Origin of the sequence: Halegenticoccus soli (assembly GCF_002844195.1) — an archaeon.
Taxonomy (GTDB): Archaea; Halobacteriota; Halobacteria; order Halobacteriales; family Haloferacaceae; genus Halegenticoccus; species Halegenticoccus soli.
Genome location: NZ_PEND01000004.1, coordinates 194983 through 219814 on the forward strand (window position 1 = coordinate 194983; position 24832 = coordinate 219814).

Below are 24832 nucleotides of genomic sequence, written 5' to 3' on the forward strand. Positions count from 1 at the left end.
ACACACGACACATGAGCACGCAACTGCCAGCCAACCTCTCCGAGGAGACGGTACGACAGATTTCGGAGGACCGCGACGAGCCGGAGTGGCTCCTGGAGACGCGCCTCGACGCGCTCTCGGCGCTCGAAGAACTGGAGCTGCCGGACGTCATCCAGACGCCCGGCCGCCGGTGGACGAACCTCGAACAGCTCGACTTCGAGGCGCTCGTCGATCCGCTCAACGCCGCCGACCGGACTGAGCGCGTCACTGCCGAGGGCGTCGAAGTGCTCCCGCTGGTCGAGGCGCTCGACGAGTACGAGTCGATCGTCCGCGAGCGCTTCGGCTCCGTGGTCGACTTCAAGACCAACTACCTGACGGCGCTCTCGGCCGCGCTGTTCACGACCGGGACGTTCATCTACGTCCCCGAGGACGTGAACGCCGAGGACGTGAAGATCCGCGCCGAGATGAACTCCCGGTCGCTGTTCAGTCACACCCTCGTCGTCACCGAGAAGTCCAGCTCGGTGACGATCTTAGAGCGCGTCTCGACCGGAGACGCGGTGGAGGGAGAGCGCTACTTCAGCAACCTCGTCGAGATCGACGCGGGCGAGAACAGCTACGTCCAGTACGGCTCGCTCCAGAACGTCGACGAGAACACCTACGCGTACACGCTGAAGCGCGCCGACGCCGGCACGTACGCGACGGTGAACTGGATCGAGGGCAACCTCGGATCCCGGCTCACCCGCAGCGACGTGGAGACTGAGCTCAACGGCGACGCGAGCGAGACGAAGATCGTCGGGGCCTTCTTCGGCCACGGCGACCAGCACTTCGACGTGAACGCCCGCGTGTGGCACAACGCCGAGCACACGACGGCGGACCTCGTCACCCGCGGCGTGCTCGACGACACCGCCCGATCCGTCTACGAGGGCGTCCAGCACGTCGGGCGCGAGGCGTGGGACACCAACTCCTACCAGCGCGAGAACACGCTGATGCTGTCGGACGAGAGCGAGGCCGACGCGTCCCCGAAGCTCATCATCAACAACCACGACACCGAGGCGAGCCACGCCGCGACGGTCGGGCAGGTCGACAAGGAGGACATGTTCTACATGACCTCACGGTCGATCCCCGATCAGGTCGCTCGCAACATGCTCGTGGAGGGCTTCTTCGTGCCGGTTCTCGAAGAGATCGACGTCGACGAGTTCCGCGAGGACCTCGCGGAGCTCATCTCGTCCCGCCTGCGCGCCTGAACGCGCTCCTCAGCACCCGATTCGGTTTTCTACGGTTTCGCTCGTTCCCGCAGGAAACACTGTCGAGGCACAAGCCGGGATTACGACGCCGTTCACGACGAGAACGATCGGACGCCTTCGCGCGCGTCGGCGGCTCTTCGACCTCCGTGTGAACTGGTATTTCCCGAACGCGCGTCACTTCCGGCAAGCGTCTATTAAATACTCTACTTTTCTTATCTCAAACACCAATGAAATTTACGGGTTCGAGGCCGTTCGTGAGAACGGGCTGTAGCCGGCACATAACAATGCCGACACGACACGCTACGTTCGTTCGCAATGCTTGCACAGCAACTCACATCCGGGCTCGCGCTCCAGGCGCAGAGCGTCCCCCAGTTCTTGCAGAACACGATTTCGAACATCGTCGCGTTCCTGCCGCGGCTGCTCGGCGCACTCGTCATCCTCCTCATCGGGTGGATCATCGGGCGCGTCCTCGGCGGGGTCGTCCGAAGCCTGGCCGATCGGATCGGAATCGACAGACGGCTCCGAGACACGCCGCTGGGCAGGCTCGGTCAGAGCGAAGACGCGATGGCGCGAGTGCTCGGCAAGATCACGGCGTACTACATCTACCTGCTGGCGATCCTCGCGGCCGCGAACGCGCTCGCGATCCCGGTGCTCTCGCAGTGGGTCCAGCGGGCGGTCGCGTACCTCCCCGCGCTCATCGCCGGCGTGCTCATCATCATCTTCGGCTTCGTCCTGGCCGACTTCGTCGCCGACGTGGTCAGGCGGACCGAAGCCGTCACGAGCTCGCGGATGACCACGATCTTCGCGGACGGGGTCCGGTTCTTCCTGTACTTCGCGGTGCTCGTCATCGGTCTCGACACCATGGGCGTGCAGGTGCAGATCCTGTACCTGTTCGCGCGCGCGCTGGCGTTCGGGCTGGCGATCGGCCTCGCGCTCGCGGTCGGCATCGCCTTCGGGCTCGGCGGCCGCGACTACGTCTCGCAGAACATGGACAACTGGGCGGGCCGCGCCCAGTCCGCGGCGGGCCAGGGGCAGAGCCAACCCGACGGCGGTACCCGATCGGACGACTGATCGCAGCGCGTCGACAGCGGTTCGCGGTGCGAACCGGGTGGCGGGGCGCGGCCGCGTCACCGCGCGTCGCGAACGCAGGTGGCCGAGACGCGCCGGTCGATCGGCGGCACGACCGGATCCGCCCCGCTTTCGATCGCGGCTCACCGTTTCCGAGGCTGTAACGGGACGTTTCCCCGTTCCGGGGGGTCGGGTTCGTCCGCGTCGAACGGGGAGGGAACCGCTTAAGTCCTCGACTCCCTCAACGTGAGGTATGAACGCGAACGGGGGAGTATCGCCTTCGGGCCGGAGGTGTCCGCGGTGAGCCTGGGACAGCGGGTCGCCTCGGACCACCAGCTCGCGCGGCTGCTCCAGATCGGCGTCGTGCTGGAGGAGGTCGTCGAGGCTCGCGCGTACCACCACTACCAGTCGCTGACCGGCGAGGAGCGCGAACTCGACGCCGAGATCGAAACCCTGCTCGAACACGCCGCCGAGGAGTCGGCCGAGCACCGCGAGCGGCTGGCGGACCTGATCGACGAGCTGGACGCCGAGAGCGTTCCGTTCGAGGAGATCGAGACGCTCGTCGAGGCGAAGTACGGCAAGACGAAGCCCGACGACTTCGACGGCATCCTCTACGATCAACTCTGCAACGAGGAGACGGCGTACAAGTTCTACGACGATCTCATCGCCGCCGTCGAGGCGAGCGACGAACAGTTCTCCGTCGACCGCGAGCGACTCCTCTCCACCCTCCGCGACATTCGAGAGGAGGAGGCCGCCGGCGTCGAGGAAGTGACCAGAGTCATGGAGACTCGAGATTGAGCGGGGCGAAGGAATGAACACGGCAGACCAATACGTCAAGGCGATCTACCTCCTCCAGCAGATGGAGGACGGACCGGCGGCGACGGGCGCGCTCGCGGACATGCTGGACGTGAGCCCGGCGAGCGCGAACGAGATGATCGGCAAGCTCGAACAGCGCGGCCTCGCCGAACACGAGAAGTACAAGGGCGTCCAGCTCACTGACGAGGGGATCGTCCGCGCGCGCGACGCCCTCCGGACGTACTGCATCATCGAGCGGTTCCTCGCGAACGTGCTCGACGTCGAGGAGTTTCGGGCGGAGGCCCGCGAACTCGAGAGCGTCATCGACGACACCGTCGCCGAGCGGCTGGACACCATCATCGACCGTCACGCCGAATGCCCGGACTGTTTCGACCCGGAAACGGACGCCTGCCGGTACCTCGAAGTCGAGAGCGAGAGCCCGGCGGACTGATCGGCGCGACCGCCTCGCCGCGACCGCGGATCGTGTACCTGTGTCGGTGGATCGTGCGTCACGAGCGACGCCCCGGCGTCGATCCGGAACGGCTTAGTGGATCTGCCCGGTAGGTGGAACCGGCAGTCCCGTGGTGTAGTGGCCAATCATAACGGCCTTTGGAGCCGTTGACGGCGGTTCGAATCCGCCCGGGACTATTCTGTGCGAACGACAGTGAGCGCGAATAGCCGACGGTGGATTCGAAGCAGGGAACGGAGCGCAGCGGAGTGACCGCGGTTCGAATCCGCCCGGGACTATTTTCGCGCGAACAATATCGTGAGCGTGAAATATCCTCGGCGGTTCGAATCCGTCCGTCCGAGTTCACCCGAAACTCGCCGAGAAGGGCAACCGCACCCCCGATCCGCGCTACGAGTCGCTCGCGATCAGCTCCAGCTGCTCCTGGTACCGGTTTCGAACGGTGACTTCGGTGATGTCCGCGGCGGCCGCGACCTCCGACTGCGTCCGCTTCGCGTTCAAAAGCAGGCCGGCGAGGTAGATCGACGCCGCGGCGACGCCCGTCGGGGCTTTGCCGCTGTGGAGGCCTGACTCGGTCACGTTTCGGAGGATCTCCGCCGCCCGCCGCTCGACGCGATCGTCGACGTCAAGTTCTGAGCAGAGCCGCGGAAGGAACTCCCGCGGATCGGCCGGCGGGAGGCCGAGGCTCAGCTCGCTCGCGACGTAGCGGTACGTGCGGGCGATCTCTTTGCGGTCGACGCGCGCGACCGCCGTGACCTCGTCGAGACTGCGTGGGACGCTCTCCTGGCGACAGGCGGCGTACAGCGCCGCGGAGGCGACGCCCTCGATCGAGCGCCCGCGGATCAGATCCTCGTTGAGCGCGCGGCGGTAGATCACGGACGCGACCTCCCGAACCGACCGCGGCACGCCGAGCGCGGAGGCCATGCGGTCGATCTCCGAGAGCGCGAACTGGAGGTTGCGCTCGCCCGCGTCCTGCGTGCGGATGCGCTGTTGCCACGTCCGCAGCCGGTGTAACTGGTTCCGCTTTTCGGCCGAGAGCGGGCGGCCCTTCGCGTCCCGGTTCCCCCACCCGATCTCGGTCGTCAGTCCCCGGTCGTGCATCGACTCGGTCAGCGGCGCGCCGGTCCGCGACTTCTCCTCGCGCTCCCGGGAGTCGAACGCCCGCCACTCCGGCCCGTAGTCGATGTTGTCCTCTTCGACGATCAACCCCGTCTCGGGATCGATGAGTTCGCCGTCCTCGGTCCGAACCAGCGACTCCCTGTCGATCGCCTCTTCGCTCGGTTCGTCGCGCATCTCGCCCGTCTCGCCCGTCTCGTCGCGCGAGTCCGCCGTCTCCGCCCGCTGCTGCCGGTGGGTGGTGAATCGAGTGCTCATCCGTCGTCGCCTCTCGATCGCCGGATCTCGGCCAGGCGGCGCTCGCACGTCACTCGACGACCCGCGCGCCCGAAGACGCTGCCCGCCCGTCGCTCCGCGTCGCCCCGCCGGTGCGTGTCGCATCCCGACATGGATTGATCATGCGACGGGATTCGGATAATCGCTCTCCCTAAAGAGATTGGATTTTCTGCGACCGCGTATCGATCCGGATTCCGTCGGGCGATCAGGCTACGGCGGCGATGCGTGCGACGTACAGCAGGCTGCGTCGGTGGTCGTCGGGGCCGAGCGCCGAGTCGGCGTCGGACTCCGCGGGGAAGTCCGTCAGGTAGTCCCGCAGGTCGGCTTCGACCTCCTCGGAGATCCACTCGACGCGCCGGTAGTATTCGAGCGCCTCGCGCACCCGCTCCGTACCGGCCTTCGCCACGAGAAATTCGAGCCAGTCGAAAACTACCCGCTCCGCCACCCTGCGCTCCGGCAGCGACCGAAGGAACGGCTTCGAGGGGCCGCCCTCGTCCATCGCCGCCTGGAGGAAGAACAGCCGGTCGAGTTCGTCTCCGGGGGAGTCGATCCTCGCTCGGGAGCGGTGCTCCGGCCGGGAGTCGCTCTCGGTCGCGTCGGCCGCTTCCCCCTCGCCCGGATCGTCCAGTCCGCCCGCCTCCTCGGTCTCGCTCGCGTTCCCCGCCTCGTCCGCGTTCCCGGCCTCGATCGCGTCGGTCGCTTCGATCGTTCCACCCGCCTCGTGCGCGCCGTCGGCATCGCGTTCCGGCCGCGACGCCTCCCGGTCGGCGGACGGCCACCGATCGGACGGGTCGTAGTCGCTCAGGTTCACACCGACAATCATAAACTACTATAGATAATAGTTTTGTCTAGTCGGGGCGGCGGCTCTCTGCGTTCGAGGCTCGGGCCGCGACGCCAACGCTAACACCCGGGCGGCCGAAGTGAGGGCATGTCGATCGCGTCCGCGGTCTCGCGGCTCCCCGTCGCCGCTTTCCGGGCGTACCGGTACGCGGCGTTTTCGCTCTACTACGCCGCGACCGACCTCAACCACCGCCACGAACTGTACGCGCCGGAAAAACGCGCCGGCCCCGCGACCTTCCGCAGCTACGAACTGGCGGACAAGCACTGCGGCGACGTGCTGCTGCACCGACTCCTCGCCGCCTGCGATCCCGGCGACGTCGTCGTCGACGCGGGCGCGAACACCGGCGTCTACTCGCTGGCGGTCGCGGCCGCGGAGCCTGCGGCGACGGTGATCGCCTTCGAGCCGAACCCGCGCGTGTGCGACCACCTCCTGACCAACGTCGAGCGGAACGGGTTCGGCGACCGCGTCGAGGTGCGAAACGAGGGACTCGGCGACGAGTCGGGAACGGCGACCTTCTACCGGTCGAACTACGGCGAACTCGGCTCCTTCAACGAGTACAACGCGGGCGCGTGGGAGGCGCGCGTCGAGGACGCCGTTCCCGTCGCGGTGCGCCGGCTGGACGAGCTTGTGGCGTCTGGAGCGGTCCCGCCGCCGGATCACCTGAAGATCGACGTCGAAGGGTTCGGCTACGAGGTGCTCTCGGGCGCGCGCGAGACGCTCCGGGAAGACCGCCCGGTCGTCTACTTCGAGCCCCACCGGATCGCCGAGGGCGTCGATCGCGACGACGCCCTCGCGGCGCTGTTCGACGAACTCGGCTATCGGGTCCGGGTGCGGGGCGACGCGTGGCTCTGCACCCCTCGGTAGCGCCGCGGGCGTCGGGGGAGCGCGGTCCGTCGCGGATCGCGGGGTTCCCGATCGAATCGCTACCGCTCGCCGTCGGCGCTGAGCCCGTAGAAGGCGTCGGGACCGTGATCGTCCTGCCAGGCGAAGGCGAACAGCCGGCGGGCGGGCAGCCGCGACAGCGCCCGGCCGTCGTCGCTTTCGCCCGTCGCGCCGTCCCAGAGCGCCCCGTCGGCCCGGAACAGCCCGCCGTCCGCCGGCTCGAACGAGAGACCGGGATTCTCGAACGCGTGGACGCCGTCGGCCACGAAGACGACGACGTCGGCGTCTCCGACGGTCGCCGCGACGACGCCCCCCGTTCGCTCCACCGCCGGCAAGGGGAATCCGACCGCGTCCCTGTCGCGCTCGATCCCGAGGACGACCGCTTTGGCCGCCACGTCCTCGCGGTCCCAGGTCCGGCCGCCGTCGACGCCGCGGTGGGCCGCCAGCCCGAAGCCGTCGCGCTCGAAGTACGCCTCGTACGGGTCGGCGTCGTAGTCGATCGGCTCGGGGTCGTCACCGGGGCCGCTCGCCTCGCTCTCGCCGCCGGGGGGCGCCTCGCGGAACCGCTGCCAGGTCGTCACCGCCGCGGGCAGGACCCGGAGCGTCCGCCCCTCGCACTCCCCGGCGAAGCAGACGCCGCTCGACTGCTTCCACTCCGACTCCGTCTCTCGGTCGTACATCACGAGATCGTCGTCGGCGAGCTTTCCCGAGACGCCGAAGGTCAGCCGCCGGGCGTCGGACTCGTCGGATTCGTCGGAGTTCCCCTCGACGCGCCCTCCCCCGACGCACCTGTCGTACGCGATCGCGCTCCCGCAGAGCGGACACCACGTCACGGCGATCGCCGTTTCGCCGATCCGGTCGTTGACGATCTCGTGGTAGTGGAGGTAGCGGACGGGGTACGCCCGCGCTTCCCCCTCCAGGTCGACCGCGACGACCTCGTCGTCCGCCGGCCCGTCGTACGCCGCCTCGAAGCGGGGATCGTCGACGCTCGGGATCGCGTCTCTCGGAACGACGCGGCGGACGTTCATTCGATGACGAAGTGGATCCGCTCGCGGTCGCTGCCCTGGGTCTGCCGTCCGGTCTCCTCGACGCTCCCGATCTCCTCGGTGTTCGAGACGTGGGTTCCGGCGCAGGCCGTCCGATCGTACGGCGCTTCCTCGGGAGCTACTTCGCCGGCGCCCAGACCGTCTCGCTCTCCGATCTCGCCGGCGTCCGCGTCGACTCGTCCTCCTACCTCGTCGGCGTCCGCGCCGACTCGTCCCCCTATCTCCACGATCCGGACGCGCGTGATCGAATTCGGGAGGAGGTGGATCCGCGTCCGCTCCGGGTCCAGCGTCGCCTCCGCCTCCTCGCGGTCGAGTTCGTACCACCGGACCGGGAGCGCGTCGGCGACGAGGTCGTTCAGCTGCGACTCGATGTCGTCGAGGTCGTCCGCCGAGAAGCGCGGGTACGCGCAGTCGAGGTGCGCGTGGTCGTGGTACAGCTGGTTGCCCGTGGTCTCCGCGTCGTACTCCTCGAGGAGCAGCGCCGAGAGGAGGTGCTGGGCGGTGTGATAGCGCATGTGGGCGTACCGCCGATCCCAGTCGAGGCGACCCGTGACGGCCGTCCCCGCGGTCGGCGGATCGCCGTCGACCGCGAGCGAGTGGTACACGGTGTCCTTCTTCCGAACGTCCGTCACGTCCCAGACGGCGCCGTCGGCTTCGAGGGTCCCGGTGTCGTGCGGCTGGCCGCCGCCGGTCGGGTAGAAGTGCGTCCGGTCGAGCACGACCCGGTCGCCGGCGACCCGCTCGACCGTCGCGTCGAACTCGCGGACGGTCGCGTCGTCGAGGTACCGTTCCTCCGTCATGGGCGTGGAGACCCGTTCGACCCACTTACCCCTTCGCCTTCCAGCGAGTTCACGCCGCAAACTGAGTCCGGAGAGCGGGAGGGCGAATTCCGAGACGGGACGGGGGAGTCGCCGCGAAACGGACGCGGGTCGTCCGGGGTAATCCCCCGTTACTCCGGAGCCGCCGGGCGATTCTACCCCGATCGGAGCGGACGGCGACTCACGCTGTCGTAACGCCTAAGAGCGGAACGGCCCTCTTTTTGAACAACAATGACAAACGAAGGGATCCTCCGGGGGGTGTACCGTGGGCGTTGAAATAAAGGAATCCACGGTCTCCGAGGAGGAGTTCGAGGCGATGAAGCGGTTCGTCTACGACTACCTCGCCGCGAGCGTCGAAAACGAGGACGACGGCGGACGGATGCGGTGGTACCCCTGGCACAGCGCCGAGTACCGGTACAACCACATCCTGAACGTCGTCGAGCTCGCGGCGCACATCGCGGAGCGCGAGGGGGCGGACGTGGACGTGGTCCGCGTCGCGGCGCTGTTTCACGACATCGCCAAGCTCGACGCGGACCAGGAGGTCCACGCCGAGGAGGGCGCCCGCGTCGCCCGCGAGTACCTCGCGTCCCACGGCGACTACCCGCGGTCGTTCGTCGAGCAGGTGTGCCAGTGCATCGAGGACCACTCCTATCAGGGGCCGCTCTCCGACGTCTCGCTCGAGACGCGGTGTCTCATCGAGGCCGACATCCTCGACAAGGTGGGCGCGAACGGAACCGCGCTGATGCTCCTGCGGATGGGGTACGAGGCCCGGACGCACATGGACGCCGCCGAGATGATAGAGCGGGTGCTCCAGCGCGGCAGGGACCACGCCCAGCGCATCGAGAGCGACACCGCAGAAAGCGTCGCCCACCGCCGGCTCAAGCGCGTCAAGTGGTTCCGCGAGTGGCTCGAAGAGGAAGTGTCGGACATGGACCACGACCGTCCGGACCGATGAGGCGGCTCGAACCGTCGTTCGCGCCTGACCGTTCGTTCCGTTCTCGCGGTTCACCCGGGTTCAGAGCGTGTCGAGCACGCCGAGCACGCGCTCTTCGGCCCCGCGGCCGGGATCGTGTTCGCTGCCGTCGCGGCCGCTCTCGCGGTGCTCGGCGACCGTCCGCGACATCGCCTCCTCGATCGGCGTCGACTCCCACCCGAGCGCGGAGAGCTTCTCGGTCGCGAGGACGTGCGGGTACTCCCGGTAGAAGACGAAGTCCGTCGGCTCCAGCCCGCCCGCGGAGAGCTCGCGCTCGCCCGCGTGGACGACCTCCACCTCGGCGTCCATCGCCTCGGCGACGAGGTCGACCATCTCCTCCAGGGTCACGAGTCGCCGGTCGCCGACGTTGTACGCCTCGCCGGGCGTCCCCTCCTCCGCGACGATCCGCAGGGCGCTCGCCACGTCCTCGACGTACGCCCGGTGCCAGATGTTCGTCCCGTCGCCGGGAACGACGATGCGGTCGTACTCCTCGACCCGGTTCAGCCAGTAGTCCATGCGCTCCGTGTAATCGTGCGGCCCGTAGACGATGCACGGGCGCACGCTCGCGGCGTTGACCCCGCGCTCCGCCGCCTCGGAGACGACGCGGTCGCCCTCCGCCTTCCGCGGCCCGTAGCTCTCCGGGGAGTCGTCGACGGCCTGCTCGGGCGTGCAGTCGCACAGCTCGGTTTCGCCCTCGCGCTTCGGGATCTCCTCAGCGCCGTAGGCGCTCCCGCTGGAGACGAAGACGTATGCGTCGGCGTCGGCGAAGACGTCGACGGCCGCCTCGACCTCGCCCGGTTCGTAGGCGACGCAGTCGATTACGACGTCGGGGTCGACCGACAGCGCGGCGGCTCGCAGGTCGGTGTCGTCGGTGCGGTCGCCGCGGACGTGCCTCACGCGGTCGTCTCCCGCGAACGGATTGTCGCGGTTCCCGCGGTTGAAGATGGCGACGTCGTAGCCGTGATCGAGGAACTCCTCGACCGCGTGGCGGCCGATGAAGCGCGTGCCGCCGATGATGAGGGCCGTACTCATGACTCGCCGGTGGGCTGCCGCGACAAAAAGTGTGGCAGTTGTCGTTCCGGGGCGGCGCACCTCCGAGCCGTCGGGGCGTCGGCGACGCGAACGGCGTTCGGCCGTCGGTTACAGGTACGCCGCGTCCCAGCGCGTCGCCTTCCGCCGGTTGCCGCACGCGTTGCACTCGACGCGGCCCATCGAATCCATCGCGGCGTCGAAGCTACCGCAGTTGCCGCAGAGGTAGCCGTACCGCTCGCCGCGGTCGGCGTCGAGATACGCCGCGTACATCGGCGCGAGCGAGGCGCGGTCGCTCTCGTCGTAGGCGACGTACACCGTCGTCCCGTCGTCCAGGCTCCGCTCGTCCACGAGATCCGCCTCCGGATCGACCTCTCCGCCGGGCCACTTCTCGAAGACGCGCTCGGTGAACGTCTCGCCGCCGATCTCGATCTCCCGCTCGCCCGCGTCCTCGTAGCCGTGCGACTCGTAGAAGGTCGCGCCCTCCTCGTTGGCCGCGAGCACCATTCCCCGGAGGTGCGTCGCGCCGCCGTCGACGAGTTCCTCCTCGGTCCGTTCGAGGAGTCGGACGCCGACCCCCCGCTCGCGGTGTTCGGGGTCGACGTGCAGCCAGTTGATCTCGCCGATCGACCCCTCTCGGCCGGTGATGTAACTCTGGGAGAACGCCACTATCTCGCCGCCGTCCTCGACGACGACGAACGCCGCGTCCTCGTCGTCGAGTTCGTCTGCGAGGCCGTCGCCGTACCACCTGTCGACCGCGTCGTCGATCACGCCCTCGTCCAGCGCGTGGCTGTACGATTCGAACAGGGATCCGCGCGCCACCCTTCTGATTCCCTCGATGTCCGACGCTGTTGCCTCACGAACGTCCATACCACGGATGGGTCGTGTTAACATAAAATTCCCTCGGCCCGGACGGCCGGCCCCGGGGTCCGACGCGCAGGTTCGGACCGCCGATGCGTCGTTCGAGCGAAACCGACGAATCCCGCGACGCCGGGACGGTTCGAAGGCTACTCGCGCGCGACCTTCTCGTCGTCGAACCGCCGGGAGACGTACACCACGAGCGCCAGCGGGACGCCGAGCACGATCGCGATGGTCAGCGCGCCGTAGGCGGCGAGGCCGAGCTGCGTCGGCGGAAACTCGACGAGAAAGAGGAACGCCGGCGGTCGCAGGTCGTCGACGACCGTCGCGATCAGAAAGCCGGCGGTCCCGGCGACGGCGACGAGCAGCGCGTACAGGAGCAGCACGAACCGCGGTCCCCGAAGTCCACTCTGGCTCACGAGTGCCCCTGCGGGTTGCGGACGATTAGGGTTTTCGAGACCGCCTCGAAAGGGGTGCCGCCGACCGCGACCTCCGCGGACCGCACACCGACGGACCTTTTTCGCTCGGGCACGTTGTCCGAGTATGGCCGACAAAGACCTCCTCGGGCTTGTCCTCGCCGGCATCGCGCTCATGATGTTCGCGACGGGCCTCATTCTCGCCGTCTGACGCCGTCGCCGTCTCGCGCCCCCGACGCGCGGACCGGTTCGTTCCGAGGGGCCCCGACCGCGTTCGCTCCGCCGAGTCGGCCGTCTCTTCCCCCCGCGAGAGCGCGGGCTCGACGCTCGGCGAGTATCCGGGTCGAACGGGAAACCCGCGGGTCAAGAACTGTCGAGGGGAGACAGAACCGATCGAAAGCGACGCGGCCGGGTCAGTTCTCGGCGGCGTCCGATTCCTCGCCGCCGGGCAGCGCTTCGCCGCCGTCGGCGACGGCGGTCTTGAGCTTGCGGTCGAACCACTCCCACTCGGTCGTGTAGAGGCTGTCCTCCTTGAGGTCCCACGGGTCGCCGTCCCGGACGACCGGTCCCTCGTACCACGAGACGACGAAGTTCCACAGGAAGATCAGCGCGCCGAGCGTCATGATGAACGCGCCGATGCTCGCGACCTGGTGGAGGTCAGTGAACTGCGGGAGGTAGGTGGCGTACCGGCGGGGCATGCCGCCGTACCCGAGCAGGATCATCGCGAAGAACGTCACGTTCGAGCCGATCATCCACAGCCAGAAGTGCCACTTCGCGAGGCTCCGCTGGTACATCCGGCCGGTGTAGATCGGGTACCAGTAGTACAGCCCCGCGAACCCGGCGAAGGCGATCGCGCCCATGACGATGTAGTGGAAGTGGCCGACCACGTAGTAGGTGTCGTGCAGCACGAGGTCGACCGGGATCGACGCGAGGAACACGCCGGTGACGCCGCCGACGATGAAGTTCGAGACGAAGCCGATGCAGAACAGCATCGGCGCGGTCAGCCGGATGCTCCCGTTCCACATCGTCGTGATCCAGTTGAACGTCTTGACGGCGCTCGGAATCGCGATGGCCATCGACACCGCCATGAAGCTGGCGCGGAGCCGCGGATCCATTCCGGTGGCGAACATGTGGTGAGCCCACACGCCGAACGAGAGCACGCCGATCGCGAGCGTCGAGTAGACGACGAACTTGAACCCGAACAGCCGCCGCCCCGAAAACCGCGGGAGGATGTAGCTGACCAGCCCCATCGGCGGCAGGACGAGAATGTACACCTCGGGGTGGCCGAAGAACCAGAACAGGTGCTGCCACAGCATCGGCCCGCCGCCGTCGACCGCGAAGAACGTCGTGCCGAGGTTGCGATCCGCGAGGAGCATCAGGAGCGCGCTGCCGAGGAGGGGGAACGAAAAGAGGATGAGCCCCGACTGGGTGAGGATCGTCCACGAGAAGATGTCGAGGTTGGCCCAGGTGACCTCCTCGGCGCGCTCCGTGAAGATGGTGACGATGAAGTTGATCGCGCCCATCGTCGCGCTGATCCCCGACAGGTGCAACCCCAGAAGCATCAGATCGACGCCGGCGTTGGCCTGATTACCCTGCCCGACGCCCGCCGAAAGCGGGGTGTACATCGTCCACGACGTCTGGGCGGGGATGACGTCCGGAACGGGGAAGAAGCCGGCCCAGATGAGCAGCGCGGCGGGCGGGAGGAGCCAGAAGGCGATGGCGTTGATCCGCGGGAACGCCATGTCGTCCGCGCCGATGACGAGCGGGATGAAGTAGTTGGAGAAGGCGGCGATGATGGGGGTGCCGAACAGGAACAGCATCGTGATCCCGTGGCTGGTCATCAGCGAGTTGTAGAACTGGTTCGAGATCAGCGTCATCTCGGGGACCGTCAGTTCCGCCCGCATCAGCATCACCATCGCGCCGCCGACGAGGAACGCGGTGACGCCGAAGGCGCCGTAGAGCATTCCGATGTCCTTGTGGTCGACCGTGGTCAGCCACCGGATGAATCCGGACGGCTTCTCCTGAGAGACGTATCCCGACTCCTGTCCGTATCCGCCGCCACCGCTCCCCAGCGGCGTGTACGAGCGCCAGTTCTCCACCCGGGCGAGCCAGGCGGCGACGGCGACGAGGAACAGCCCCATCAGGACCGTCAGCGCCAACTGTCCGTTTAACTCCATGCGAGTCCCTCCGGAGTGCAGGGTAAAGAAAGATTCGGGATGACCGTGATGTCGGCGCGGTCTCGCCGTTTCCGCGTGCGATCTGCCGACGGCGACCGCGCCGATACCAGGCCTCGAAGCGACGCGGGTGAAAGAACCCGACCGGACGCAAGAAGCGACCCCGCGGCGACCGGGGGTCGCAGCGCGCGGCCGTCGCGCGGGCCGCCGCGGCCGCGGGCTACTCGGCCGCGCGCGTCTCTTCGGTCCCGCTCTCTTCGTCCTCGTCCTCGTCGCCCGCTTCGGCGATCGCCGGTTCCGCCTCGGCTCCGCCGTGTTCCTTCTCGCTCGCGCCGGGGACCAGCGCCTGTCCCTGGTGGAAGACGTCTCCCGTCTTCTCGGACCCGGCGATGGCCTTGCCCGAGAGGTACGTCAGGAGCGCGAGCGTGACGAGCGGCACGACGTGCAGTCCGATCATGAGGACTGACGGAAGCGTGTCCCAGCCCCACGCCTGGTAGAGGAGAAACAGCCCGAGGAAGAAGCCGATGATGAAAAGCGGGATGATGTTCACCGTCAGGTCGAGGATGGTCTCCCTGTCGAAGATCTTGACTGCCATGTGTGGACGTTACGGACGCCGGTCAAATAGATTGTTGGTTCGCCTCTCGGTCGATGGTCTCGAACTCCGCCCCGACTCGTATCCCGGTCGGAGCGGTCCGTGTGATGAGAGCGAATGGCGGATCGGATCGATCAGACCGATCAGACCGGTTCTGGTTCGTCGACGAGCAGCGATCCGACGACGCTGCCGAACAGGAGGACGCCGCCGGCGACGACGATCGCCCACCCGCGCGCGACGAACCTGATCCCTTCCGCGCCGAACTGCGCGTCGGCGTAGAAGAACAGTCCGCCGAGGGCGAACAGGAGCACCGCGCAGGCCGCGAGCGCGCGCCACGGGGTCCGCGCGTACCCGGCCTCCTGCACCATTCCGGCGACGCTCCCGCAAAAGAGGATCAGACCGCCGATCGACAGCGCCGGAATGTCGAACAGAATCCCGATTTCGGCGATGGGCAGTCCGAGCGCGACGAACAGCGGCCACGGGCTGGCCATCCGGTACTGCTCGCTCAGTCCGGGGTTTTCGTCCATGCTCTCACTTTCCCCCGGAGACTAAGAAGCGCTTCGGATGGGACGCCGCGCCCGCCGACTCACGGTAAGCTGACGCCGTGGCGGGCGAGGTAATCGCTCACGGCTTTGATCTCGACCGGGCTCCCGATGATGCGACAGTACGCCTCCCCGGCGTCGAAAACGGTGATCGTGAACTCCGCCTCCAGTTCGTCGTGTAACCCGTCGAGGGCGTCGCAGGGGAGAACGATCTCCGTGCTGTCACGGAGTCTCGCGGGATCCGGCATGCTATATTTCCTTGCTAAGTTGCCTGACGTATAATCGTATCGAAGTGGCCGAACTACTGTCGTGTGCGCGCGTCGCGCACGTTTCACGGTGTTTCCGGGCTCGTTCGACGTGTCGTAATTTCCGGGTGTCGCCGGACTCGATCGCCGGTTCGGGCGGACGATTCGGGCGGGGGCGTTCGGCCCGAACGAAAGGGTTTTTCGAGATAGGCGGCCGAAAGGAGCACAATGGGACTGGAGGAGGAGATCGAAGAGATCCGCGAGGAGATCGCCGAGACGCCCTACAACAAGTCCACCGAGGCGCACATCGGGCGGCTGAAGGCGAAGCTCGCGGAGAAAAAGGAGAAACTCGAAAACCAGTCCTCCGCCGGCGGCGGCCAGGGGTACGCCGTCGAGAAGACCGGCGACGCCACCGTCGCCCTCGTCGGGTTCCCCAGCGTCGGCAAGTCGACGCTCATCAACGCGCTCACCAACGCGGAGAGCGAGACCGGCTCGTACGAGTTCACGACGCTGAACGTCAACCCCGGAATGCTGCGGTACAAGGGGGCGAACGTTCAGATCCTCGACGTGCCCGGATTGATCGAGGGCGCGGCGGGCGGCCGCGGCGGGGGCAAGGAGGTCCTATCGGTCGTCCGGACGGCGGACCTCGTCGTGTTCGTGCTCTCCGTGTTCGAGGTCGAACAGTACGAGCGCCTCCGCCGGGAGCTGTACGACAACAAGATCCGCCTCGACGCCGAACCGCCGAGTCTGACGATCAGCAAGAAGGCCAAGGGGGGGATCAGCGTCACGAAGAGCGACGACGTCGCCCTCGACGAGGGGACGATCAAGGACGTGCTCCGCGAGTACGGCTACGTCAACGCCGAGGTGACCGTCCGCGGCGACCCCTCCATCGACGAACTCATCGACGGCGTCATGGACAACCGGGTCTACCTCCCGTCGATCGTCACCGTGAACAAGGCCGACCTCATCGACCGCGACTACCTCCCGACCGTCTACGAGAACCTCCGCGAGATCGGCCTGGATCCCGAGGCGGTGACGTTCATCAGCGCCGAGAAGGAGAAGGGCCTGGAGGGGCTGAAAGAGCGCATCTGGGACGCGCTCGGGCTGATCCGGATCTACATGGACAAGCCGGGGCGCGGCGTCGACTACGAGGAGCCGCTCATCCTCACCGAGGGCGACACCGTCGGCGACGCCTGCGAGAAGCTGGGCGCGAAGCTCGACGAGCGGTTTCGATTCGCCCGCGTGTCGGGCCCGAGCGCGAAGCACGACGAACAGCAGGTCGGCAAGGACCACGTCCTCCGGGACGAGGACGTCCTGCGCATCGTCTCGCAGCGCTGACCCCCTCCCCTTCCCCTCCGAAACACCGCCACCGCCGCGAAGCGGCGGGTTGAAACCGGGGCAGGCCTCACGGTATCCCGATGAGCGCGACCACCGATAGCGAGTCGACGGCCCCCCACAGCGGACCGGCGGCGGTGCTCTCGATCCTCGCGCTCGCGCTCCTCCCCTGGACGGTCGTCGTCGAGAACGGGACCACGTTCGTGATGGCCTGGGGGCTCGTCACCCCCGCGCCGTTTCACGCCTTCTCGATCGTCGAGTACTTCGGCCAGCCGGGCGTCCGGTACGGGTCGCTCCCGCCGTCGCTGCGGGCGTGGCCGCTCGCGAGCGGCGTGTACGCACTCGCACTCGCGAGCGCGGGAGTCGGGTTCGCGACGGGCCGGGAGGATCGCCGCGTGACGGCCGGGCTGCTGGTGCTCGCAGGGGTCGCGTCGCTGTCGGTGACGGTCGGGTTCCTCCGCCGCGGCGTCCCGCTCGCCGTCCCGCTGGGCACGGGGGCGCTGTGGCTCACGGCGTGGTGGTTCTACCGCTCCGCGCTCCGCCGGGCGCTCCCCGCCTCGGGGTAGTCCCGCCGTAGCCCCGCGACCCCGCGTCGACCGACGACGGCTCCGTCTCCGGCGCTCCCGCCTTCAGCAGCGACTCCGTCTCCGGCGGCGGATCGGCCCGTTCGGCGGCGGTTCGCGCTTCCGCCTCCGGTACCCTTTTCGACGCGGCGGTCCATGCTTCGGCCATGTCCGGAACGCTCGACCACGTGATGATGCGCGTCGAAGACCTCGACGAGGCGCTCGACTGGTACCGGGGGCACCTCGACTACGAGGAGAAGGACCGCTGGGAGGCGGACACCTTCACGAACGTCTACCTCGGCCCCGAGGACATGCACGAGGACGGCGCCATGCTCGAACTCACGTACAACCACGGGGACAACACCTACGAGATGGGCGACGCGTGGGGTCACATCGCCGTCCGCGTCGAGGACGTGTACGACGCCTACGAGGAGCTGATGGACGCGAGCGTGGAGGACTACCGCGACCCCGACTCCTGCGGCGGGCGCTACGCGTTCGTGAAGGACCCCGACGGCCACGAGGTCGAGATCGTCCAGCGCGACCACGGCGCGCGGTGGAGCCTGGACCACACGATGATGCGCGTCGAGGACGCGGACCGCGCGCTCGGCTTCTGGACCCGGAAGTTCGAGTACGAGCACACCGGCCGCTGGGAGTCCGACACCTTCGCCAACTACTTCGTGAAGCCCGAGGGCGCGGCCGAGGAGGCGATGGCGGTCGAGCTCACGTACAACTACGACGGTCGGTCCTACGACCTCGGCGACGCGTGGGGTCACCTGGCCGTGCGCGCCGACGAGCTCGGCGAGTACTGGGGGACGCTGATGGAGCGCGAGGCCGAGGACTACCGAGATCCGGAGTCCTGCGACGACCTGTACGCGTTCACGAAGGACCCCGAGGGGCACGAGATCGAGGTGCTGGAGCGCGATTGGGACGCCGAGTCGCTGTTCCCGGCGTAGTCAGTTCCCATCGACTCGCTCGACGAGCCTCGCCCCGCTTCGGTTTGACGTTTTTGCGACCGAACGCGTCCGACTCGTCCGACGCGAGCGGAAGCGCTCTCCTCGGTTACACAAAGTACTTATCGACGTGATCCGGAACAGAGACATTCCCAATCGGGAATTTCTCCGTATCGGTAATTACCCGATTTAATTACTTACCACAAAACATTTATAACGGGCGTCTTAGGTATCGGTTGTACCCCTACCCAAGGTGGCATTGGCAAGTATCCCGGTTCGAGTCCGGCGCTGCGCCGGGCGGTCAGGACGGGGCGAACGGTAGTGTCGCCGTGCAGTACAATCAAAACCATGACAGCAAAAACGAACGACAAGATCCGCGGCCTGTTCCTGGCTGCGATGATGGTGCTCTCCGCGTTCGCGGGGGCCGTCGCATTCGCTGGTACCGCCGCAGCGGCGAATTCCAGCCAATACGACGCGGAACTGAGTCAATCGGGGACGACCACAATTTACCAGGGACAGATTGCAGTCGCTGGAAATTTACAGTCGGGAGAAACGTACGAAATTCGTGAGTATGATGGCGAAAATGTTGGTTCGCTAGAGGCTCAGGCTGATGCTGACACCGATGGCGACATCCTCATCGACACCACTAAACTCGAAAATGGGTTCTTCGCAGTCGAAGCCCCTGATGATTCGACTACTCACAAGTTCGAAGTCGTTGAGCAAGCCTTCTCTGCCGAGTTTGCAAATGAAGAAGTTGCAAACGACGAAAGCACGACGCTGACCATCGAATCTCGAAATCGTGCAGACGCCTTCGACGTGGTTGTCACGTCCGAGGACGCGAAATCGAGCTCGATTAAAAACATCTTCCCAGTCACCGAGACTGACATCGACGGAGATGGAGAGAACGAACTTGTTCTCGAAGATGTTGAAGACGGAGCCGAGTTCACCGCTAACTTTGATGGTCGAAATATCGGCAACTACACCTTCGACTTCGAAGTTGCGGACACCACGGCGTCTGACAGCGCTTCTGTCGAGGTTGTCAAGCCTGGTGATGAGAAGGTCAATCTTGTCGACCGCACGATACAGGTCGATCGCGGCGACTCTGTGACCTTCGAAGTTGAGCTTAAGAACACCCAAAGTGGTTACATCATCATCGGTGACGCTGAAGACGATGGCTTCGAGGTCAGGGCTGATCTCGTCGAAGGTGAGGAAGACGGTGTCGCCAACGTCACCCTGAACACGTACAAGTCGGGTGACACTGGGACCGCAGGACTCTCCGGCGACGTTGAGAACGTCAACGCCGTCGAAACAACCTCCGGCGTCCTCGCCGCGGGCAACTACGACATCGAAGTCCGTACGTCTGAGAGCACGAGCGCGGACGACGTCGGCACGCTGTCCGTCATGGAGCGGTCGACCACCGGTGCTGGTACGTGGGTCACCTACGCAGATGTTGCCGATGACCTCGAAGACAGCGACGATGTCATCGAGGCTATCGAAAACAACCAGCTGACGCAGACGAGTGACGTGGCTCAGAAGGATTACGCGGTCATCGCGGTTGAAGCCTCCGGGATCTACGGCTCGCTTGGCGACACGACTGGCGACAGCTACAATATCGACACCGCCAGCGATGACGTGAGCGTCACCATCGAACAGACCAATCCGGCGAAGAACCGCGAAGCCAAGGTGTACCAGAACGAAAACCTTGAAATCATCACGGACGACGAGCGTAACCTGCTCTTCTTCGTCATCGAGCTCGACGGTAACGTGCTTGACCGCAACGGTGCTGTCGGCTTCGAAGACGGCGACCGCTATGAGGTCAACTTCACGGTCCTCGGTGACGGCAAGCTCGCTGAGGAAGACGAAACGGTGAAGACGTCCTTCACGGTTGACGACCGCAGCGTCTCTCTCGATCTGAATGACGACGACAAGGTCGAGGTCGAGGCTTCCGAGAACGCGACCATCAGCGGAGACACCAACGTTGCGCCCGGCACGGACATCACGTTCCGTCTCCAGAGTGAGTCCGGCGCGGACAACCCGTTCTTCATGACGGAGACGATGAACGTCACCCAGGATGGTTCGTTCGAAGGCACCTTCGACTTCTCTGAAGTCGAGGCTGGTGCGTACTTCTCCGTGGCTGTCAGCGCGACTCCAGACCTGAGCGGTGAAACCTCGTTCGACGGCGTTGTCGTCGAGGCGCAGCCGGACGAGACGACCACGGAGGAGAACGAGACGACGACGGAGACGCCGACGCCGACGGAGACGACCACGGAGACTCCGGAGCCGACGGACACCGACACCGCGACGCCCGAGCCGACCGACAGCAACGAGGGCGGCAACGGTGGCGGTGAGGACACCACGACGCCCGAGGAAGGTCCCGGCTTCGGTGTCGTCGTCGCGCTCGTCGCGCTCGTCGCCGCCGCGCTCCTCGCGGTCCGCCGAGAGAACTAACGTTCTCTCGAACTCCCGTTCACTGCGTTCACGGGAACGCCGCGAAAACTAACGTTTTCGCGAGCCCCCACTTCCGTGGGGACGCCGCGAAAACTGAGCGCTGAACCACCGGCGTCACGCCGGCCCCTTGCGATCCATTCTTTCGACGCTCGATCGACGAGCGGGCGCTATTTCTCGCCGGTCGAGTACCGTTCGGTCCTCCGAGAGCGACGCGTTGACGGCGGAAACGCAGCCGCGGACGGCGAATCCCGGAGCTCCGCCGACCTACCAACGACAAGGCATTTATCGGCGCACGCCCACCTCGTCGGTATGCCCGGACCGCTCACCGACGCCTTCGCGTGGCTCGTGGTCGCCGCCTTCGGCGCGGGCGTCATCCTGGGGGGCCGGAACCGCGACGCCGGGCGGGTCGCGACCGCCGGGGCGTGGGGGCTGTTCGGGGCGTTCTGGCTGTCGCTGTTTCCGCACTTCGCGTTCGTCCAGAAGAGCTACGTCGAGGGAGTCCTCTCGCTCGCCGCGGTTCCGGCCTGCCTGTACGCCGGGGCGCTGCTCTACCGCGGCCGCGACACCCTGTTCGTCCTCTCGCGCGCCGTCGCCGTCATGGGGCTCGTCTACCTGCCGTTCGAGACGATCCCCGCGCTCGTCGTCGCCGGGGTTCACCTGCCCGCGCCGCGGCAGGTGCTCATCCAAACCGTCGCGGCGCAGACGGAGGCGCTGATGAACCTCCTCGGCTACCACCCGGAGACGATCCCCGGCCCGCAGACCGGGTACGAGGACACCACGTTCCTGTTCGTCACCGAGTCCGGCCACCGGCTGACCTTCGAGATCGTCCTCGCCTGCACCGGGCTCGGAAGCGTGGCGATATTCGCCGGGCTCATCGGGGCCGTGCGCGCCCCGTTGCGGCGCAAACTCCGCGCGCTCGCAATCGCCGTTCCGACGATCTGGGGACTCAACCTGCTCCGGACGACGTTCATCGGCGTCGTCTTCGGCAAGCAGTACCTCCACGTCTACCCGGAGCTGGTGCTGTTTCTCTTCGGGGCCGAAGATCCCTACCGCGTGTCCTTCTTCCTCTCCGATCGCGTGATCAGCCAGGTGCTCGCCGTCTTCGCCCTCGTGGGGATCACCTACGCGGTCGTTCGGGTCCTGCCGGAGCTCCTGACCGTCGTCGAGGACGTGCTCTACCTGCTGACCAGGGAGGAGTACGACCTCCGCGACGCGCTCGGCGTCTCGGTTCCGCGCGCGGACGGCGGCGAGCGAGCGGAGTAGCGCGGCTTCCGACGCCTCAGATCGGCTCCAGCAACTCCGGCGGCGCGCCCGCGAGCTCCCGGAGGGCGTCGGCCTCGATGTGGTGGAGGTCGCCCGGAATCACGAGTAGGTGGAGCGGATCGCCGAAGTCGCGCTCGGCCAGCGCGGAGAGCCGGTCGGCGGCGACGACAGGGTCCGGGCTGCCGGCGCGCGCGACGACGACGCCGAGCGCGTCGTTCCAGTCGGTCGCGAGCGTCGACGCGGCCGCGTCCGCGGTCATGTACTCGTCGCGCTCGGCTTTTATGTCCAGATACACGAGCGTGTGCAGGCCGCGCTCGCGGTTCGCCTCGACGCTCTCGGTGACGCTCTTCGGCACCCCGTCGGCCCCGTGCGCGTACGGAAACGGGAGCGTCACCGCCTTGCCGAACCGGTAGTTCTGCAGGCCGGTCAGCCCGCTCGCGGCGGACTCGGCCGTGACGCCGTGGATCACGCGCGCGTCGACGCCGCGCTCGATCGCCCGGAGCCGGAGGTCCGCGTGCGTCGTCGAGATCATCGTGTCCCCGGCGGTGAGAAAGACCACGTCCTCGGTCTCCGCGGCGTCGAGGATCGGGTCGGGGCGCTGTTCGACGCCCGCGCGGTCGCGGACCTCGATCTCGACGCCGTGGTGCGCTTCGAGGTCGGCGACGGTGGCCCCGAGGAGTTTGCTCGTGTAGAACTCGGCGAAAACGCGGTCCGCGCCGCGGAGAGCGTCGCGGCCCTCGACGGTGATCGACCGCTCGTCGTAGAGCCCGAGGCCGACGAACGTGAGCATGTCGAGCACTCTGCGACCCGCGGGCATAAGCGGCCCGTTCGCCGTCGACGCTCGGGAGGCGACCTCGGCGGCGGTGGCCTACGAGTCCGACCGGAGGCGTCAGAGGTGTTCGATCCCCTGCTTGGAGACGTTCGCCCTGGTGACGACGTCGGGCATCCAGTCGGGCGTGTCGTCGGGCGACTCCTCCTTCCAGGCCCAGCCGTGGTAGACGTGGACCTTGTCCGTCCCCTTCTCGCGCAGCCGGAGCACGGCGTGGTCGTCGACCTCCTCACGGCTCGGCGCGGGGTGGAGCCGACGGGCGGCTTTCAGCGCGGCCTGCCTCGGGGAGTTACCGCTGAAGACGCTCTCTTCGGTGCCGTCCTCCTCTCGGAGCGCGAAGTTTCGCTTGCCGTCTTCTCGTGGCATCTCTGTGGTCCTCGGCTGTTCCTCTCGCCCCTCCGTAATTAATTTACATGCGGACCGGAGTGTTCGAACCCCGCCGCGACGGAGTCGGCCACCGATTTCCTCCCCGCGCCGTTCGCCAGAGTCGAACAATCATCCGTCTCTCTCGAAACTATAAGCTCCCTGAGTGTGCCGGCAACAGTGTCATGTCGGCTCTCTTCTAAACTCGGTCGCCAGCAGGGGTGGGATCGCGTGCCCGAGTCCCGTTCGTACCCGAATTACTTCGTACCTCAAGGTGCCTCTGCTGGCGTTTCTTTGTGATGTGTTATCCTGGCCACTAACCCGGTGCTGCGTGCCGATGAGACTCGAACGTTCGTGTCCGGTCCGCCACGTCAATGATCTGCGTGAGACGACGTGGTAAAATCGGGGCGTCCCCCGACGAAGCGCTCTGAGAACGGAACACAGCTGCGGCGATGGTCGTTGGAATACGGTGGGAGGAAAGAGCCGGTGGAGGGATTTGAACCCTCGACCTAATCCTTACGAAGGATTCGCTCTGCCAGCTGAGCTACACCGGCGCCGGGGTCGGTCGGCGTCTCCGACGCACTATCACCTACCGCGATAACCTCAATAAGGGTTCCGAATTCGGCCGACGGCCCGCCCGCTCGGCGTGCGTCCGCGCCGAGCGAGCGAAGGTGGACGCTCGCGGAGGCGGCGGGCGCGTCCGCGCCGCTCACCGGCGGGAGAGCCGGACGTCCAGACAGACGTTCAGCTCGTGGGGGGCGTACGAGCGGACGACGCGTCGCGTGAGCACGTCGACCTCGTAGGTCGGCTCCGCCGCGGCTCCGATCGCCGCCTCACCCGGACCGAACGGGTCGTCCTCGTGCTGGATGTCGTAGTAGTGGACGACGCAGTCGTCGCCGGCGGCCTCGACCGCCGCGTCGAGGAACTCGTCGGCGCTGTGCGGGAGGTTCATCACGATGCGGTCGGCCCAGTCGGCGTAGTCGGACGCGACCTCGCGGGCGTCGCCGCGGATCGCCGTCACCCGCTCTTCGACGCCGTTCCGGCGCGCGTTCTCCCGCAGGTACTCGACGGCGGCCGCGTTCAGGTCCACCCCGACGACCTCCGCCCCGCGGGCGGCGAACGGGACGACGAACGGTCCGACCCCCGCGAACATGTCGAAGGCCCGCTCCCCGGCTTCGACCTGCTCGGCCACGCGGTGCCGTTCGGTCGCCAGACGGGGCGAGAAGTAGACCGTCGCGATGTCGAGCAGGTACTCGAAGCCGTACTCGCGGTGGACCGTCTCGGTTCCGTTCCCCGCCAGCACGTCCCACTCGCGCACCCGCAGTTCGCCCTTGACCTTCGACGCGCGGTTGACGACCGTCTCCGCGCGCAGGTCGGACGCCGCGATCGCGTCGGCGATCTCCCGCGCCCGCTCGGGGTCGTCCTCGTCGAGGATCACGACGTCGCCGAGCCGCTCGTACGTCGGCTCGAAGCCGAGGAGGTCCGCCGGCATCCGCTGCGGTTCGCGGGCCGGCACCTCGCGCCGGACGACCTCGAACCCGTCGGGGACGGCCGCCGGATCGACGACCGGGATGTAGAGTTCGCCCTCCGAGACGACGATTTCGAACTCGCGGTCGACGAGGTCGTCCTCGGCGAGCGCCCGACGGGCCGACTCGCCCTCCTCCCGGCGGACGTGCACGCAGGGCACTTCCATACCCGACCCACGCCCCTCCCGGGAGTAA

General features: G+C 67.1%; 26 protein-coding genes and 2 tRNA genes. 12 read left to right on the top strand and 16 right to left on the bottom strand.

Features of this window, described 5'->3' with window-relative positions; translation table 11 throughout:
- Window positions 1-11 precede the first annotated feature (11 nt).
- From sufD to CNO20_RS12165, 5 genes are all read left to right on the top strand, one after another.
- Window positions 12-1223, top strand: coding sequence for a Fe-S cluster assembly protein SufD (gene sufD / locus CNO20_RS12145; RefSeq protein ID WP_101296393.1), 1212 nt, complete (start codon window positions 12-14; stop codon window positions 1221-1223).
- Window positions 1224-1538: 315 nt separating this feature from the next.
- Window positions 1539-2294: a mechanosensitive ion channel family protein gene (locus CNO20_RS12150; protein WP_101296394.1), complete on the top strand. Its 756-nt coding sequence runs from the start codon at window positions 1539-1541 to the stop codon at window positions 2292-2294.
- A gap of 297 nt (window positions 2295-2591) precedes the next feature.
- Complete coding sequence (locus CNO20_RS12155; protein ID WP_101296733.1) at window positions 2592-3089, top strand: ferritin family protein; 498 nt, start codon at window positions 2592-2594, stop codon at window positions 3087-3089.
- 13 nt (window positions 3090-3102) lie between these two features.
- On the top strand, window positions 3103-3537 hold the full coding sequence (locus CNO20_RS12160) for a metal-dependent transcriptional regulator (protein ID WP_101296395.1): 435 nt from the start codon (window positions 3103-3105) through the stop codon (window positions 3535-3537).
- Window positions 3538-3661: 124 nt separating this feature from the next.
- A tRNA-Gln gene (locus CNO20_RS12165) sits at window positions 3662-3734 on the top strand.
- A gap of 208 nt (window positions 3735-3942) precedes the next feature.
- Here CNO20_RS12165 and CNO20_RS12170 read toward each other — a convergent pair.
- From CNO20_RS12170 to CNO20_RS12175, 3 genes are all read right to left on the bottom strand, one after another.
- Window positions 3943-4926 (bottom strand): transcription initiation factor IIB, encoded by a 984-nt coding sequence (locus CNO20_RS12170; RefSeq protein WP_101296396.1) that lies wholly within the window; start codon window positions 4924-4926, stop codon window positions 3943-3945.
- On the bottom strand, window positions 4923-5057 hold the full coding sequence (locus tag CNO20_RS24100) for a hypothetical protein (RefSeq protein ID WP_269844142.1): 135 nt from the start codon (window positions 5055-5057) through the stop codon (window positions 4923-4925). Before CNO20_RS24100 ends, CNO20_RS12170 begins: the two co-directional genes overlap by 4 nt.
- A 92-nt stretch (window positions 5058-5149) precedes the next feature.
- On the bottom strand, window positions 5150-5755 hold the full coding sequence (locus CNO20_RS12175) for a FlaD/FlaE family flagellar protein (RefSeq protein WP_101296397.1): 606 nt from the start codon (window positions 5753-5755) through the stop codon (window positions 5150-5152).
- Window positions 5756-5872: 117 nt separating this feature from the next.
- On the opposite strand from CNO20_RS12175, the gene CNO20_RS12180 reads away from it, so the two are divergent.
- Entirely contained in the window at window positions 5873-6649 is a 777-nt protein-coding gene (locus CNO20_RS12180) for an FkbM family methyltransferase (RefSeq protein WP_101296398.1), read from the top strand.
- 59 nt (window positions 6650-6708) lie between these two features.
- Here CNO20_RS12180 and CNO20_RS12185 read toward each other — a convergent pair whose 3' ends face one another.
- Window positions 6709-7695: a DUF3179 domain-containing protein gene (locus CNO20_RS12185; protein ID WP_101296399.1), complete on the bottom strand. Its 987-nt coding sequence runs from the start codon at window positions 7693-7695 to the stop codon at window positions 6709-6711.
- Window positions 7692-8513: an alanyl-tRNA editing protein gene (locus CNO20_RS12190; protein WP_101296400.1), complete on the bottom strand. Its 822-nt coding sequence runs from the start codon at window positions 8511-8513 to the stop codon at window positions 7692-7694. Before CNO20_RS12190 ends, CNO20_RS12185 begins: the two co-directional genes overlap by 4 nt.
- Window positions 8514-8796: 283 nt before the next feature.
- Here CNO20_RS12190 and CNO20_RS12195 point away from each other — a divergent pair, with 283 nt between their 5' ends.
- Window positions 8797-9486 (top strand): HD domain-containing protein, encoded by a 690-nt coding sequence (locus tag CNO20_RS12195; RefSeq protein ID WP_101296401.1) that lies wholly within the window; start codon window positions 8797-8799, stop codon window positions 9484-9486.
- Between the two features lie 60 nt (window positions 9487-9546).
- Here CNO20_RS12195 and CNO20_RS12200 read toward each other — a convergent pair whose 3' ends face one another.
- The 7 genes from CNO20_RS12200 to CNO20_RS12230 all read right to left on the bottom strand — a co-directional run bounded on the left by CNO20_RS12200 (window position 9547) and on the right by CNO20_RS12230 (window position 15363).
- Window positions 9547-10536, bottom strand: a complete 990-nt coding sequence (locus CNO20_RS12200; RefSeq protein ID WP_101296402.1) for an NAD-dependent epimerase/dehydratase family protein — start codon at window positions 10534-10536, stop codon at window positions 9547-9549.
- Between the two features lie 108 nt (window positions 10537-10644).
- Window positions 10645-11403 carry a GNAT family N-acetyltransferase gene (locus tag CNO20_RS12205; RefSeq protein WP_101296403.1) on the bottom strand — a complete coding sequence of 253 codons (759 nt, stop codon included), beginning with the start codon at window positions 11401-11403 and terminating at the stop codon, window positions 10645-10647.
- 137 nt (window positions 11404-11540) lie between these two features.
- Window positions 11541-11810 (bottom strand): DUF7520 family protein, encoded by a 270-nt coding sequence (locus CNO20_RS12210; RefSeq protein WP_101296404.1) that lies wholly within the window; start codon window positions 11808-11810, stop codon window positions 11541-11543.
- A gap of 410 nt (window positions 11811-12220) precedes the next feature.
- Window positions 12221-13948, bottom strand: coding sequence for a cytochrome c oxidase subunit I (gene ctaD / locus CNO20_RS12215; protein ID WP_101296734.1), 1728 nt, complete (start codon window positions 13946-13948; stop codon window positions 12221-12223).
- Between the two features lie 253 nt (window positions 13949-14201).
- Window positions 14202-14576 (bottom strand): DUF6684 family protein, encoded by a 375-nt coding sequence (locus CNO20_RS12220; RefSeq protein ID WP_101296405.1) that lies wholly within the window; start codon window positions 14574-14576, stop codon window positions 14202-14204.
- Window positions 14577-14716: 140 nt separating this feature from the next.
- A complete protein-coding gene (locus tag CNO20_RS12225; RefSeq protein ID WP_101296406.1) occupies window positions 14717-15100 on the bottom strand; it encodes a DUF7541 family protein in 384 nt (127 codons plus the stop codon).
- Between the two features lie 59 nt (window positions 15101-15159).
- Window positions 15160-15363 (bottom strand): VNG_1110C family protein, encoded by a 204-nt coding sequence (locus tag CNO20_RS12230; protein ID WP_101296407.1) that lies wholly within the window; start codon window positions 15361-15363, stop codon window positions 15160-15162.
- A 225-nt stretch (window positions 15364-15588) separates the two neighbouring features.
- Between CNO20_RS12230 and CNO20_RS12235 the strand changes: the two genes are divergently transcribed.
- From CNO20_RS12235 to artA, 5 genes are all read left to right on the top strand, one after another.
- Window positions 15589-16698, top strand: a complete 1110-nt coding sequence (locus tag CNO20_RS12235) for an OBG GTPase family GTP-binding protein (RefSeq protein WP_101296408.1) — start codon at window positions 15589-15591, stop codon at window positions 16696-16698.
- A gap of 80 nt (window positions 16699-16778) precedes the next feature.
- Window positions 16779-17261: a TIGR04206 family protein gene (locus CNO20_RS12240; RefSeq protein WP_101296409.1), complete on the top strand. Its 483-nt coding sequence runs from the start codon at window positions 16779-16781 to the stop codon at window positions 17259-17261.
- A 164-nt stretch (window positions 17262-17425) separates the two neighbouring features.
- On the top strand, window positions 17426-18211 hold the full coding sequence (locus tag CNO20_RS12250) for a VOC family protein (RefSeq protein ID WP_101296411.1): 786 nt from the start codon (window positions 17426-17428) through the stop codon (window positions 18209-18211).
- Window positions 18212-18556: 345 nt separating this feature from the next.
- On the top strand, window positions 18557-20656 hold the full coding sequence (locus CNO20_RS12255; protein ID WP_101296412.1) for a BGTF surface domain-containing protein: 2100 nt from the start codon (window positions 18557-18559) through the stop codon (window positions 20654-20656).
- 309 nt (window positions 20657-20965) lie between these two features.
- Window positions 20966-21919, top strand: a complete 954-nt coding sequence (artA, locus tag CNO20_RS12260) for an archaeosortase A (RefSeq protein WP_101296413.1) — start codon at window positions 20966-20968, stop codon at window positions 21917-21919.
- Between the two features lie 16 nt (window positions 21920-21935).
- Here artA and dph5 read toward each other — a convergent pair whose 3' ends face one another.
- The 4 genes from dph5 to CNO20_RS12280 form a co-directional block, all read right to left on the bottom strand.
- Window positions 21936-22709 carry a diphthine synthase gene (dph5, locus tag CNO20_RS12265; RefSeq protein WP_101296414.1) on the bottom strand — a complete coding sequence of 258 codons (774 nt, stop codon included), beginning with the start codon at window positions 22707-22709 and terminating at the stop codon, window positions 21936-21938.
- Window positions 22710-22808: 99 nt separating this feature from the next.
- Window positions 22809-23114, bottom strand: coding sequence for a non-histone chromosomal MC1 family protein (locus CNO20_RS12270; protein WP_101296415.1), 306 nt, complete (start codon window positions 23112-23114; stop codon window positions 22809-22811).
- Between the two features lie 478 nt (window positions 23115-23592).
- Window positions 23593-23665: transfer RNA gene (locus CNO20_RS12275), tRNA-Thr, on the bottom strand.
- Window positions 23666-23820: 155 nt separating this feature from the next.
- Complete coding sequence (locus CNO20_RS12280; RefSeq protein ID WP_101296416.1) at window positions 23821-24804, bottom strand: class I SAM-dependent methyltransferase; 984 nt, start codon at window positions 24802-24804, stop codon at window positions 23821-23823.
- Window positions 24805-24832: the final 28 nt, after the last annotated feature.